This is a genomic window from Pseudomonas sp. CGJS7, from assembly GCF_036961695.1.
Window position 1 is genome coordinate 19,457 of the sequence record NZ_JBAMDI010000056.1, and the last position, 14,105, is coordinate 33,561.

At 63.7% G+C, this 14,105-nt stretch carries 11 protein-coding genes; 4 read left to right on the forward strand and 7 right to left on the reverse strand.

Annotated elements, in window-relative coordinates:
* The first annotated feature begins 438 nt into the window (after window positions 1-438).
* The 4 genes from V7787_RS28365 to V7787_RS28380 all read left to right on the forward strand — a co-directional run bounded on the left by V7787_RS28365 (window position 439) and on the right by V7787_RS28380 (window position 7,076).
* The gene (locus V7787_RS28365) at window positions 439-2,871 is read left to right on the forward strand and encodes a TonB-dependent siderophore receptor (RefSeq protein ID WP_104886795.1); all 2,433 of its coding nucleotides are present in this window, start codon (window positions 439-441) and stop codon (window positions 2,869-2,871) included.
* Window positions 2,872-2,927: 56 nt separating this feature from the next.
* On the forward strand, window positions 2,928-4,040 hold the full coding sequence (locus tag V7787_RS28370) for a PepSY-associated TM helix domain-containing protein (RefSeq protein ID WP_064492520.1): 1,113 nt from the start codon (window positions 2,928-2,930) through the stop codon (window positions 4,038-4,040).
* The gene (locus V7787_RS28375) at window positions 4,037-4,222 is read left to right on the forward strand and encodes a hypothetical protein (protein ID WP_019750253.1); all 186 of its coding nucleotides are present in this window, start codon (window positions 4,037-4,039) and stop codon (window positions 4,220-4,222) included. Before V7787_RS28370 ends, V7787_RS28375 begins: the two co-directional genes overlap by 4 nt.
* A 67-nt stretch (window positions 4,223-4,289) precedes the next feature.
* Complete coding sequence (locus tag V7787_RS28380) at window positions 4,290-7,076, forward strand: dermonecrotic toxin domain-containing protein (RefSeq protein ID WP_336090725.1); 2,787 nt, start codon at window positions 4,290-4,292, stop codon at window positions 7,074-7,076.
* 18 nt (window positions 7,077-7,094) lie between these two features.
* Here the strand turns inward: V7787_RS28380 and V7787_RS28385 are convergent, their stop codons facing one another.
* The 7 genes from V7787_RS28385 to waaF are packed head-to-tail and all read right to left on the reverse strand — an operon-like array spanning window position 7,095 to window position 14,055.
* On the reverse strand, window positions 7,095-8,537 hold the full coding sequence (locus V7787_RS28385; RefSeq protein WP_064492518.1) for a lipopolysaccharide kinase InaA family protein: 1,443 nt from the start codon (window positions 8,535-8,537) through the stop codon (window positions 7,095-7,097).
* Entirely contained in the window at window positions 8,537-9,289 is a 753-nt protein-coding gene (locus V7787_RS28390; protein ID WP_064492517.1) for a lipopolysaccharide kinase InaA family protein, read from the reverse strand. Before V7787_RS28390 ends, V7787_RS28385 begins: the two co-directional genes overlap by 1 nt.
* Window positions 9,286-10,020, reverse strand: a complete 735-nt coding sequence (locus V7787_RS28395; RefSeq protein WP_010951698.1) for a lipopolysaccharide kinase InaA family protein — start codon at window positions 10,018-10,020, stop codon at window positions 9,286-9,288. Before V7787_RS28395 ends, V7787_RS28390 begins: the two co-directional genes overlap by 4 nt.
* On the reverse strand, window positions 10,020-10,826 hold the full coding sequence (rfaP, locus tag V7787_RS28400) for a lipopolysaccharide core heptose(I) kinase RfaP (protein WP_336090726.1): 807 nt from the start codon (window positions 10,824-10,826) through the stop codon (window positions 10,020-10,022). Before rfaP ends, V7787_RS28395 begins: the two co-directional genes overlap by 1 nt.
* Window positions 10,823-11,947, reverse strand: a complete 1,125-nt coding sequence (locus tag V7787_RS28405) for a glycosyltransferase family 4 protein (protein WP_003255647.1) — start codon at window positions 11,945-11,947, stop codon at window positions 10,823-10,825. The genes rfaP and V7787_RS28405 overlap by 4 nt, the downstream gene beginning before the upstream one ends.
* A complete protein-coding gene (gene waaC, locus V7787_RS28410; protein WP_020193129.1) occupies window positions 11,947-13,005 on the reverse strand; it encodes a lipopolysaccharide heptosyltransferase I in 1,059 nt (352 codons plus the stop codon). Before waaC ends, V7787_RS28405 begins: the two co-directional genes overlap by 1 nt.
* On the reverse strand, window positions 13,006-14,055 hold the full coding sequence (gene waaF, locus V7787_RS28415; RefSeq protein WP_064492516.1) for a lipopolysaccharide heptosyltransferase II: 1,050 nt from the start codon (window positions 14,053-14,055) through the stop codon (window positions 13,006-13,008).
* Window positions 14,056-14,105 lie beyond the last annotated feature (50 nt).

Below are 14,105 nucleotides of genomic sequence, written 5' to 3' on the forward strand. Positions count from 1 at the left end.
ACGGCGGTGGGCACACATCGCGGTCGTCGTAGGAGCGGGTTCACCCGCGAAGAGGCCGGGCCTGCTGGCCAATTTCCACCTGCCGTTCACCGTTGCCGCCACCACCGTATTCGCGGGTAAACCCGCTCCTACCACGGTGGTGGGCACACATCGGGGTCGTCGTAGGAGCGGGTTCACCCGCGAAGAGGCCGGGCCTGCTGGCCAATTTCCACTAGCCGTTCACCGTTGCCGCCGCCACCGTATTCGCGGGTAAACCCGCTCCTACCACGGTGGTGGACACACATCGCGGTCGTCGTAGGAGCGGGTTCACCCGCGAAGAGGCCGGTGCTGGCAAAATCCCATTAAATAATTCTCAATATTTTTCAGATTCACCCTGTCACTTTTCAGATCTCGCTCGGCAAGGAAGCAGCAAGCACTTACCCGTCGAGGAACCGCCGCATGTCCCGTGCCGTTGATCATATCCTGCGCCCCAGCCTGATGGCCCTGGCCATCGGCCTGGCTGCCCCGCTGACCAGCCCTGTCTTGTTCGCCGCCGAGCAATCCACGTCGCGCGCCTACAACCTGCCCAGCGCGCCACTGGCCACCACCCTCAACCAGATCGCCAGCCAGGCCGGCATTGCCTTGGCCATCGACCCGACACTGGTCAGCGGCCGCACCTCGGCCCCGGTCAGCGGCCAATACGACGGCCTGGGCGCCCTGCAAGCCGCCCTGAGCGGTACCGGCCTGCAGTTGCAGCAGAGCAGTGCGGGCAGCTACAGCCTGGTGGCCGTGCCGGATGGCACACTGGCCTTGCCGGAAACCACCGTGAATGCCACCAGCGCCAGCGAAAGCGCCTGGGGCCCGGTTGAAGGCTACGTGGCCAAGCGCACCGCTGCTGGCACCAAGACTGACACGGCACTTGTGGAAGTCCCCCGCTCCATCTCTGTCGCCACCCGCGAGCAAATGAAAGACCGCGGTGTACACAGCCTGGATGATGCAGTGCGCTACATGCCAGGCATCGTCTCCGCCAGCTTCGGCAGCGACACCCGTTATGACTGGATGCGCGTGCGCGGCTTCGAGCCAACGCAGTTCCTCGATGGCCTGCCGCTGCCCCGCGGCGTGTACGCCAACCCGAAAGCCGAAACCTGGAACCTCGACCGCCTCGCCCTGCTACGCGGCCCGGCCTCTTCGCTCTACGGCCAGACCCCACCTGGCGGCCTGCTGGACATGGTCAGCCGCCGCCCGCAAGCGGAAAGCGCTCACGAAATCGAGCTTCAATACGGCAGCGACAACCATCGCCAGATCAACTTCGCCAGCACCGGCAAGATCGACGATGAAGGTCGCTTTCTCTATGGCGTCAGTGGCGTTATCCGTGACAGTGGCACGCAAATTGACCACATTGACAACAAGCGCTACAACATTGCCCCAAGCCTGACCTGGAACATCGACGAAGACACGACGCTGACCTTCCTCACCCAGTTCACCCGTGACGATACCGGTGCCACCAGCCAGTTCCGGCCCATCCAGGGCACCAAGATCGACATGCCGTTCGGCAAGATCTCGCACCACAAGAACCTGGGTGACCCGGATTACGAGTTCTACGACCGTACTTACTACGCGCTGGGTTACGCCTTCGAACACCGCATCAACGACGTCTGGCAGTTCCGCCAGAACCTGCGCTACACCAAGTCAGACCTGTCGTTCCAGACCATCACCCCTGGCAGTTACTACGAGCCCGGCGGCCCGGTCAAAGACGATGGCACTGTCAGCCGCATGTCCACCAACACCGATGAAGACATCAGCCAGTTCGCGGTGGACAACAACTTCCAGGCGGACTTCGCTACCGGGGACATCAACCACACGCTGTTGATCGGCCTGGACCACCAGCGCATCAACACCAACTACCTGTCGATCTTCGACTTCAACGTGCCGGACAGCAACGTCAACAACCCGGTCTACGGGCTGCCGATCACTCGCCCGGATCGCTCGACCGCGTTTTACGACTACAACCAGAAAACCCGTCAGACCGGCCTGTATGTGCAGGACCAGATGGCGCTTGGTAACTGGCGCCTGACCCTGGGCGGTCGTGAAGACTGGGTGCACACCGGCACCAAGTTCTTCAACCAGGGCGATGCCACCAATACCCAGCGGGACAAGAAGTTCAGCGGCAACGCAGCCATCAGCTACGTGTTCGATTCGGGCTTCGTGCCGTACCTGTCCTATGCCGAGTCGTTCCAGCCGTCCAGCAATGCCAGTGTGTCGGCCTCGGACTCGTTCAAGCCCACCGAAGGCAAGCAGTGGGAGCTGGGCGTGAAGTATCAGCCGCCGGGGTCCAATACCCTGTTGTCGGCAGCCGTGTACGACCTGACTCAGAAAAACGTCTCGGTCACCAACACGGTCGGTGGTGTGACCATCACCAGCCAGACCGGTGAAGTGAAAGTCCGCGGCCTTGAGCTGGAAGCGGTTTCCGATGTGACCGACAACCTGAAGGTCATTGCCGCCTACACCCTGGCCAAGTCCGAGGTGCAGGACGGCGATTTCAAAGGTAACCGCCTGCAACTGATGCCTAACCAGCAAGCGTCCATCTGGGGCGACTACACCTGGCACTCGGGCGTACTCGACGGCTTCGGCATCGGCCTGGGCGCGCGTTATACCGGCAATACCTACGGCGACCAAGGCAATACCTACCTGGGCAAGGCCAAGGCCTACACCGTCTTCGATGGGTCGGTGCATTACGACCTGGGTCGCCTGAACGGCAGCCTGAAGGGCGCGTCGGTCGCGGTCACCGCCACCAACCTGCTGAACAAGGATTACCTCTCTACTTGTGACGCGTACTACTGCTACTACGGCGATGAGCGCAGCGTCGTCGCCAGCGCCACTTACAAGTTCTGAGTGAGCTGGGGCCGCCTTGCGGCCCCGGGTTCCAACCGACAACAATCGGTACCGTGATGAAGAGCCCCACCATTCGCCGCTGGTCCTTGATCCACACCTGGAGCAGCCTGGTCTGTACCCTGTTCCTGCTGTTGCTGGCAGTCACCGGCCTGCCGCTGATCTTCCACCACGAACTCGAACACCTGCTAGGCGACGCCCCTGAACTGCGTGAAATGCCGCCAGGCACCCCGCACCTCGACCTGCAGCAACTGGTGCTCAAGGCCGAACAACATCGCCCCGGCGAGGTCATGCAGTACTTCGGCTACGATGAAGACGAGCCCAACGGCGTGGTCGCCATTACCGCCGCCACCGCCGGCACCGACCCCAACCTGTCGCACACCTTCATGCTCGATGCACGCACCGGCGAGGCGGTGGCCATGCCGGCCGCCAATGGTGGATTCATGATGGTGATGCTGCGCCTGCATGTGGACATGTTCGCAGGCCTGCCGGGCAAGCTGCTGCTGGCCTTAATGGGCGTATTGTTCATTGTCGCGATTGTCTCCGGCACCGTGCTCTATGCGCCGTTCATGCGCCGCCTGGAATTCGGCACCGTACGCCACAAGAAATCCCGCCGCCTTCGCTGGCTCGACCTGCACAACCTGATTGGCGTGGTCACCCTGGCCTGGGCATTGACGGTGAGCGTGACCGGGGTAATCAGTGCCCTGTCCGACCTGGTCATCGCGGCCTGGCGCAACGACAGCCTGGCTGCGATGGTTGCCCCCTACCGCGACGCCCCGCCGCTCGTCGAGCGCGCCCCAGCCACTCGCCTGCTGGAAATTGCCGAGCAGGCCGCGCCCGGCATGCGCCCGGATTTCATTGCGTTTCCAGGCACGCGTTTCTCCAGCGAGCACCACTATGCGGTGTTCTTGAACGGTGCCACCCACCTGAGTTCGCACCTGTTCACGCCGGTACTGATCGATGCTCGCACCCTTGCAGTGACTGCCGTCGGCAACCGTCCCTGGTACATGGATGCCATGGGCCTGTCGCAGCCACTGCATTTCGGCGATTACGGCGGGCGACCGATGCAGATCCTCTGGGCGTTACTCGACGTGCTGACAATCATCGTGCTCGGCAGCGGCCTCTACCTGTGGTGGAGCAAACAGAGTAAACCCAGGGAGGCGCGCGCATGAGCCACAGGTCGCAACCCACTGCGCGCCTCTTCGCCTGGCCAGTGTTGATTGCCCTGCTTGGCTTCCTGGGCCTGTTCGCTGCGCTGCTCGGCGACGGTGGCTGGGACGTTCTGGCATGGGCCGGCCTGGGCCTGCCGGCCCTGCTGAGCCTGCGCGGGCTGCTCTGGCGTCGGGGGCGCTAGCCCGCTACCACCCCGCAACCGCAGGTATTGCCAAGCATGGGGTTTTCCTCAACCAAGGACCCGCCCCATGCGCCCCCTCGAACAACTGGAGCAGGTCGACCGACAGATCGGTGACCTGCTCGACGGCCTTCCGACCCTCGACCTTCAACAATCCATCAACCCCGACACACGCACCTGGCTGCACGGCGAACTGGCCAGCTTCTGGACCACGGCCGATGAGCATGGTGAAACCCCCAGACAAAAGCTGCTGGCACTGCGCAAGGCGCTGATGCTGGCCGAGGTTGAGCTGCGCCTGGGCGACCAGACCTTGGCCAACGGGTCAGCCGAGCAGCTGCGGGCCTGCCTGGAACAACCGCTACCCTCGCAGCGCAGGCATCTTCCACTGGCCAGCAGGCCACAGGTCTACCGCGTGCTGCTGGAAGGCATACGGCCCAACTGGCGCAGCTACCTGCCAGGCGCACTGATCATCGTTGCCGGTACCGCCGAAGGCCCTATGCTCACGCCTCAGGATGCCGCAGGCGCTGCCTTGCTGTGCAGCCTGTCACAAGGCATAGAGGCCTTCGACTCCCTTGCCGCACTGCATTTGGAGCTTTGTGAACGCCTGGAAGCCCCCCTCCAGAGCAGACCTCTGCTGCAGCTGTACTCTGACGCGCAGGCAGACCGCGCTCGCCGGTCACAGCGTCTGCGCTATGACTGGTACGCCGATAACCTGCTGGAGGCCCAGATCGACAGTGCGATAGAAGCCCAACGCCAACGCTTGAGTGACACCGGCTTGTGGAGCAACGCCTCACCCGACCAGCACACCCAAATACATAAAGCCTTGGCGCTATGGCACGAAGTCGGCGCCAAACCCATCCTGCAAACACGCTACTCCCAATTGCTTGAGAAGCACCTGCCCAACTGGCTGCGCAATACATCTGCGCAAGGCCTGAGCCATATGATGCAGGCCATGCAAACGCTGGTGGCAATCGCCGAGCAGGCTGCTGCCCCGGGAGTGCTGAGCCTTGACGACTTCAAGCAACGCAATAGCCTGCTGGCCTGGGCCAACGCACGCCTTCGCGAGCGCCTGAGCCATGACCTGGGGTACGACACAGATCCTCGCGAGATCAAGATCGTGGTCGTACGCGCCCGCCGCACGGGCGCCATCATGCATCCCTTCGCCCTCTCATCCTATGTCACCTATGTAGGCATGCGACGCGTGGGCCACGAGATGGTGGAGATGGTCGAGGAAATCAACACCCTCGAAGAGATCGCCCTCAAGAACTTGCCGTGGTTCGATACCGACTACTGGCTGACTGCCCGGGTGATCCATGCCCACGGCAAAGCCATGCCCGCCGGGCTCACGCCGCAGTATGTCAAGCACATGGTCCGGGAACTGAACGTGGGTGACAGCTACGCAAAGTACCTGCACACCCAACTGATCAGTTCCAGAGCAGGCAAATGGCGCCTGACTGCGCACAGCAAGGTCAACCGTGCACGCATGCACGCTGAAGCCGTGAAGGCGCGCTACGCCGGACACTTTGGCGAAGACCCTTTCGAACATGGCTACAACTGGGTGCGCGCAGTGCTGGACCAACCACACAATGCCTTGCGTGCGCCAGTAGCAGGCTACCCGGTCACTGTTCGGCAGTTGAACATCATGGGCCATACCCTGCAGGGCGTGCTTCTGCTCAACAGCCTCCCCTACAAGTCTCCGGCATGCGTGCTGTACACCCCGGATGCCCCGGACCGCAGGGCCTGGCGCCGTTTTCGCACGACCCGCGAACTGCTTCGCACATTGCGCCAACAGCCCACGTTGAGAGCATACGTAGCCCAGCGCCTGCCATTGCTGCCTGCCGCCACGGTGCAGCGGCTGCTGGAGAAGGGTCGCATGAGCACACATTTGACGACACCCGAGATCCAGGACGACCTGTTCTTCGTCTACTACATGGCCGAGGCCCGGGCACTGATTGCCCAGGCCGACGCCGACAGCATGACGACCAGGGAAGTGAATACGGAATCGGTCATGGCGTTGAGCTGGCGCTTGCTGGACTTCATCAGCCTGCTGCTGCCGAACCGGGCGCTGCTGGTGCTGTCGATCGGCCGCATGGCAATCGATATCTGGGACGGCGCCGAGGCCTTCAAGCAAGAGGATGTCGAGGGGGTGATGCGGCATGCCTATCAGGCGCTTAGCCACCTCAACGATGCGGGTACCAGTTTCATGGGTTCCAGAGTGCTACGCCGATCCCTGCGCGGGATCCCCAAACCACCGCCACTGCCGCTGCCCGCACGCCTCCAGGTACAACCGGGCAGCGGCAGCCTGCGCTATCGCATAGACGGTATCTACGGTGAAGGTGTCTACGAGCAAAGCTCGGCGTTTGGCGGGCAATCGCTGTACTTCGTCAAGGACAACGACAACCGCTATTACCGGGTCAGCTTCGACGGCTACCGCTGGCGAGCCATCGACCCTGACCAGCCAGATGCCTATCTGCAGCAACCGCTCAAGCGCAAAGCCGACGGGCAGTGGGTCATCGACTCACCGGTGCTCTGGTACGACGGGCTGCCCGACCTGAAGCAATTACTGCAGGACTGCTATCTACAAACGCCTGTGGCCGGCCTGCCGGTAAACATCGAACAAGGGCTTTTTCAGGCTGACGATCAGCTGTACCTGGCGCTCGAGAACGGGCAGTTGCCTGTGCGCCGCCACCTGCTGCCGGATCATTACCACTTGCAGATTGCCATCGCCAGCGACGCCGGCGTGGTGCCGTGGGCGGTGCTGCGCCACGAAAACGGCCAGTGGCTGATACGCGTTCGCCAGGCAGGGCGCAGCAGTGACTGGCTGACACTGCCAGATCAACCACCGCCGGCCCACTGACAGCCGGAACCGGCGGCCTCAGTCGACCAGTTTTGGCAACAGCCGGTCCAGCCGCTGATGCAAGGCACTGCCAGTGGGCCAGTTGCGCAGCAGCCGTGCCCGGTCACGGGCATAGGCCGGGGCGAAGCTGAGCTGGGTGGCGTGCTGGCACATGGCATCGAGGTCGATCAGCGACCACTGGCCGTTGTGCCAGAACAGGTTATGGCCTTTGAAGTCGCCGTGGCTGATGCGCTCTCGAATCAGCTGCTGCATCACGTGCACCAAGGCATCCACCTGCTCCTCGGGCGCATCGCCGCTTTCGACGTAGGGCGCGAAGCATGCCGTCAGGTCCGGGCCGTCGACATACTCGGTGACCAGGTAAGCACGGCTGCGCAGGCCCAGCACCCGCTGTTCCAGCACCGCGAGGGGGCGTGGCGTGGCGATGTCGAGGAATTCCAGGCGGTGGCCTTCAATCCAGGAATGCCAGGCCCGGCTCGGGCGCCAGAAGCGCTTGAACCAATGTGCGGTGTTCTTGATGTTGTAGCGCTTGATCACCAACTGGCGACCATTGACCTCGATGCGCGCCACACTGGCAGCGCCACCGGTCTTGTACAAATGGCCCTTGTCGATCAGCGCATCGGCCTGCTCCAGTACAGGCTGCATGGCCTCGACCTCACTGCGGCGGATCGCCTGCAAGCCCGAGAGGGTGCGCTGGACGCTGAACAGGCTGCACTCGCGGCCAGCCTTGTCCAGATAGTCCTTCTGGCGCCAGTTGCGTACCTTGTCCACCTGTTTCTGCAGCGCTTCCAGCGGCAAGGCATGCTCGGCATTGGCCAGCAGGTAATGCACCAGCAGCTCTTCGATGAACGGCTCCAGGCGCTTGGGCAACTGGGCGAAGAACACCCCGAGGTTTTCCAGCACGCGTGGACGCGACAACTGCTGACCGGGTGTTTCCGCCCTGATGCCCGCACCGTCGATCAGGTACAGCTTGCCGGCATGGCGCAGCAGGTTGTCCAGGTGCAGGTCTTCCTGCCAAAGGCCTCGGGCGTGCATGTGCGCCACAGCCGTGAGCGCTTCGCCCAGTACCAGGTGCTGCTCGTCCGCCAGCACAGGCAGGTTTTCCACTGCGGCCCAGGCATCGGCCAGGCTTTGGGCACCGTCAAGGAACTCGAACAGCAGCCAGCCGCCCTCGCCTTCCTTGAGGCCGTCGGCCACTAGCGTCGGTGTGGTCAGGCCTTGTTCGGCCAACAACTTCACACCCTGCAGTTCGCGCTGGAAATGCCGCGCGGCGTTACCCCCGACCAGCAACTTCGCCAGCACCGGTGTGCCACGCCAGACACCAGCGCCCACATAACGCTGGCCCGGTAGTACGCGCAGCAGGCTGAGCAATTGCAAGTCGGCGCTGCCGGCGGCATCAACCAACGTGATACTCAGGGGCAGCGCCGGGCTGCGCCCGGCATCCTTCAGTTCAGACAAACGCATCAGCGGGCCTCTTTTTGACGACGGCGTTGCGTCAGCCGTTGCAGCCAGGTGTCGACCAGCGCGCCGTCAGCCGGCTGCCCCAGGTAGGTAGCCAGCAAAGTACGTACATCCTGCACGCGCCAGGCCTGCGCGCGGCGCAGCAGCGGTTCCAGGTCCTTGAGGCGGTCACGCATGCCGAACAGCAGCGGCCGGGTCTTTTCCAGGTCGATCAATTGCGCGTCCCAACCCTCGCGGCGTTGACGCAGGAAAATGTGCTTGGGGTAGAAGCAGCCATGCACCTGGCCGGCGCTGTGCAGGGTACGCGCCAGCTGACCGCAGGCCTGCAGGATGCCAGTGCGCTCGGCTTCACCCAACCGCGGCCACTGCGCCAGCAGGCTGTCGAGGTCGGCCCACTCGTCCAGAGCGCGGGTCATCAGGATGGCCCGGTGCTTGCCGCCCTGCTTGCGCTCGCCGTAGAACACCGCCTGCAATGCCGGAATGCGCAGCTTCTGGTAGCGACTGATGTTGCGGAATTCGCGGGCGAAGGTGGGCTCGCCGAACGGCCGGTGCAAGGTACGGGTCAGGTAGTCGCTCTGGCGCTTGAGGTAGTAGCCTTTGCCTTCGAGTTCCAGACGGAAGACGCTGCTCCAGCCACCACGGCCGGTGTTGGGTTCGTCCACAGCATCAAGCTGCAGTGCCCACAGCGCCTCGAAGTTGTCCAGGCCATGGCGCTTGAGCAGCGCGAGGTCCGCGCTGGCCAGGTAATCGGTCATTCCCTTCCCTCGAAAAAGCCCAGTACCCGATGAATGCGCTTCTTGTCACGCACATTCAGGCGGTCGCGGCCACGGTATTGCAGGTAGAAGCGCAAGCGCTGGGTAGCTGACAGGTGGTATTTGGCCACTTTGTCCAGGCATGCCAGGTCCTTGATCATCCGGTGGCGCCACATGAAACCGCGCCAGAAGTCGCCGGTGGGGCAGTCGATGAAGAATAGCGTGCCTTGGTCATCGACCAGCAGGTTGCGCCACTTCAGGTCGTTATGGGCAAAGCGGTGTTCGTGCATGACCCGGGTATGGCGCGCCAGCTGACGGCTGACATGGTCGACCCAGGCGCGGTCGGCCAAGCGCGCATCGTTGTGTTCGGCCAGGGCCGACAGGTCTTCGGTGTGCGGCAGTTCACGGGTGATCATCGCGCCACGGCCAAAGGCCAGGCCGTTGCGCTCCAGGCCCCAGGCCACGACTTCGGCAGTGGGGATACCCCATTTGGCGAACTGCTTGAGGTTTTGCCATTCGGCCTTGATGCGTGGCCGCCCCAGGTACCGGCGCATGTGCTTGCCGGCCCCGGTGTAGCGCTTGACGTAGTAGTTGATCCCGTCACGCTCGATGCGTACCACTTCACTGAGCGGGTCGCGGGTCAGCCGTTCGCCCTGGAGGGCGAACACCGCGTCGAGGCTGCCGAAGTCCGCCGCCAGGTGTTCGTACCCCGGCGCCAGTGTCCAACTCGCCATCAGAGTGCATCCCCATAGCGTTGCTTGCGATCGTAGAGTTTCTGGGCCTTGCGCTCCAGCCAGGCGAGCAGCGCGGCTTCGTCCTTCAGCACCTGCCGCAGCGGACGCTGGAAGTAACCACGCAGGAAGCGCAGCTTGTCGCGTTGGGTCAGGCCGATGTCCAGGGCCGAAAAGTACAGCGCAGCCAGGTCCTTGTCGCGCCAGCGGCGGCTGATTCTGGCACGGGTTTGCGCGCGGTGCAGGTCGATCACCGACAGCTTGAAGTCATCCGCCGTCACCGGGCGGTCGGTGTGCAGCAGGAAATGGCAGATGTAGCAATCGCGGTGGTTGACCCCGGCGCGGTGCATCCCGCCGGTCATCTTCGCCACCTCGGCGATAAGTGCACGCTTCAGGCGCGGCTCGGGCGGCTGTTTGACCCAGTCGATGCTGAAGTCTTCCAGGCTGATGGTCGGCGCCAGCTCTTCGGTGATGATGAACGAGTGCTGTGCGGCCGGGTTGGTGCCACGCTCGCCGTAGGCGACTGCGGTCATGGTCGGCACGCCCACTTCATGCAGGCGTTGGATCGCCCGCCATTCCTGGCCGGCCCCGAGCACCGGCAACTTGGCGGTGAACAGGTTCTTGAAGATCTCGCCCCAGCCGATGCCACGGTGGATCTTGACGAAAAAGCCCTCGCCAGCCACTTCGGTGCGCAGCGTGCGGCGCCCTTCCAGCTCGCGATAGACCTCGCCTTGCAGCGCCTCCACGGCGTCGAAGGCATCACGCCCGGCCCACAGGCGTTTGAAGGGTTCGGCCAATATCAGCTTCATGCGGTCTTCTGCCCCAGGATCACGTCGGCAGCATGCTGCGGCATGCTGTACAGATCGGCGCTATCAGCAAATGCCAGGCCATTGCGCGACCAGCTGGCACGCGCCTGCGGGTCTTCGAGCATGCGCTGCAGATAGCCGTTGAGCTGGTCTTGTTCGAACGGCTCGTCCAGCACCAGGCCGCTGTCGGCCTCGGCAATGTAGTGGGCATAACCGCACACCTTGGACACCAGCACCGGCAAGCCGGCGACCAACGCTTCGAGCAGCACCGTACCGGTATTCTCGTTGTACGCCGGGTGAATCAGCAGGTCGGCGCCCAGCAGGAAGCGCGGGATGTCGCTGCGGCCCTTGAGGAACTGCACCTGGTCGCCCAGGCCCAGGGTAGCGCTTTGCAGCTGGAATACCTTGGGGTCGTCCTGGCCGATCACCATCAGCCTGGTGCGTTTGCGCAGGGCTGACGGCAGCGCGGCCAGTGCCTTGAGGCTGCGGTCCACGCCTTTGGTCTTGAAGCCTGAGCCAATCTGCACCAGCAGCAGGTCGTCATCCCCCAGGTTGAATTCCTTGCGGAACTCGGCGCGGATCTCGGCGGCATTGGCCGGCGCACGGCGATCCTGGGAAATGCCTGGCGGCAGCAGGTGGAAGCGTTCTACCGGGGTGCCGTAATGCTTGATGAACAGCGGCTGCTGCACTTCGGAAATCATCAGCACTTCGGTATGGGCGTCCTTGGCGAACACCGCACGCTCGTACTCGGCAAAGTGCCGGTAGCGGCCCCAGCGGCGGTACAGCCCACCGCGCAGGGTCTGTGCCTTGTCCTCGAAGCAGCCGTCGGCGGCGTAGTACACGTCCAGCCCTGGCATCTTGTTGAAGCCGATCAGGCGGTCGACCGGGCGCTTGGCCAGGTCGGCGGCCATCCAGGCGCTGAGCTTCTCGTTGCGGCGGTGGTTGAAGATCGCCTTCACCGGCGCCACCAACACCTCGAAGCCCGGCGGAATGTCACCCTCCCAGATCAGCGTATACACACGGATCTGGTGACCCCGCTTCTGGCATTCCAGGGCAATGCGCATGAAGTCGCGCTGCAGCCCGCCGAAGGGGAAATATTTGTAAAGCACGAAAGCCAGTTGCATCAACGGACATCCTCAGCCAGCAGCAACGCGCTCAAGCGGCTCGCCACATGCTCGGGATTCAGGCGAGTGAAGCACAGCGGCCACTCGCGTTTCAGATCGAACCGGCGCAGGTCATCGGCGCTCGGTTTGTAGGTGCACTTCTTCTGCAGGCAGGGAGCGCAAGGCCAGTCACTGGCCTGGTGAATCTGGGTCCGTCCGTAGGCGCCAGTCAGGCCCGGATTGGTAGGGCCAAACAGCGAAAGGGTGGGCACATCGAGTGCCGCCGCCAGGTGGCCAAGGCCGGTATCGACCGCCACGCAGGCCTTTGCCGCCGCCAGAACACGAGCGACGCCGGCAAGGTTCAATTTGGGGAGCACCTGGCAGTTGTTCAAGCCTTGGGCAATTCGCTCGGCCCGCGCCTTCTCAGCCGGATTACCCCAGGGCAGGCGCACTTCCAGCTTGCGCCGGCCCATGCGCTCGGCCAGTTCGCGCCAGTAGGCTTCGGGCCAGTGCTTGGTCGCCCAGGTGGTGCCATGCAGGAATACCACATAGGGCGCAGCCGGCGGCAGTTGCAGGCGATCGAGGTCCAGGCCGTAGTTGCCGATGCCTTCCGGCAGATCGTAGGCCAGGGCCATGGCAAACAGCTGGCGTACCCGCTCCACCGCGTGCTGGCCGGTGGCAACCGACAGAGGCCGGTCGTAGAAGCGGCTGGCCCAGCCTTCGCGCGCCGAGTAGCGGTCCAGGCCGGCTACGGGTGCCTTCACGTAACGGGTCAACCAGGCCGACTTGACCAGGCCCTGGGCGTCGATCACAAGGTCATACTTGCGCTCGCGCACGCGCTGCTTGAACGCCTTCCACTCGCCACTCTTGATGGTTTGCCAGAGGTTCTTGCGCCAGCGACGGATCGCCACGGGGATGACCTGGTCGACCGCGGGGTGCCAACCGGGGATTTCGGCGAAGCCTTCTTCCACCACCCAATCGAAACGGATGCCGGGAATGGCATGGGCGGCATCGGTAAGCGCCGGCAGGGTGTGGATTACATCCCCCAGCGACGAGGTCTTGATGATCAGTACCCGCACTTAGTCGACCTCGGCCACGGTATCGATCAGGTCCGGTCCGCTGAGGCTGTGCAGGGCGGCGATCACTTTGCCCGGCTCCAGCAGACGCAGGCAATTGTAATGGCCAAAGCGACAGGTGCGGTCAAAGCACGGGCTGCACTCGATACCGGTGCGCACCACTTCCACCTGTTCGGCCAGCGGCGGGGTGAAGCCGGGTGAAGTAGAGCCATACACCGCCACCAGCGGACGGTTCAGCGCAGCGGCCACGTGCATCAGGCCGGAGTCGTTGGACACCACGGCATGGGCGCAGGACATCAGGTCGATGGCCTCGGCGAGCGAGGTCTCACCGGCCAGGTTGGACGACTCTTCACGGAGCCCCGGAATCAGCCGGTCGCGGATCTGCTCACCGACCGGGTGATCGTTCTTCGAGCCAAACAGCCACACTTGCCAGCCTTGGCGAATCATCGCATCGGCCACAGCGGCATAGTGCTCTGCCGGCCAGCGCTTGGCTTCGCCAAACTCGGCGCCAGGGCACAGCGCCAGTACCGGACGGTCCAGTTCCAGGCCGAACTTGGCCAGGGCGGCGTCACGGCTTTGCGCTTCGATCTGCAGGTTGGGGCGCGGGTATGGCTGCGGCAGCTCGGTGTCGGGCGCGTAAGCCAGGGCCATGAAGCGCTCGATCATCAGCGGGTAGCGGGCCTTGTCCAGCTTGCGCACATCGTTCAGCAGGCCGAAGCGCATTTCACCACGCCAGCCGGTGCGTTTTGGAATGCCGGCAAAAAAGGGCACCAGCGCCGACTTGAGCGAATTGGGCAGCAGGATGGCCTGGTCGTACTGGCCGGCCAGGGACTTGCCGATGCGCCGCCGCGTGGCCAGCTCCAGCGCGCCGTGGCCGAGCGGGAAGCTCAAGGCCTGACGCACTTCAGGCATGCGTTCGAGGATCGGCCGGCTCCATTCAGGGGCCAGCACGTCGATCACGCAGTCGGGGTGCTGCTGTTTCAGGCACTGGAACAGGGTCTGCGCCATCACCATGTCGCCGACCCAGCTGGGGCCAATGATCAGTATTCTCATGCTTAGTCCAGAAACGCTCGGGGAGGCTACAGGCTGCGGTACAGCCTGGC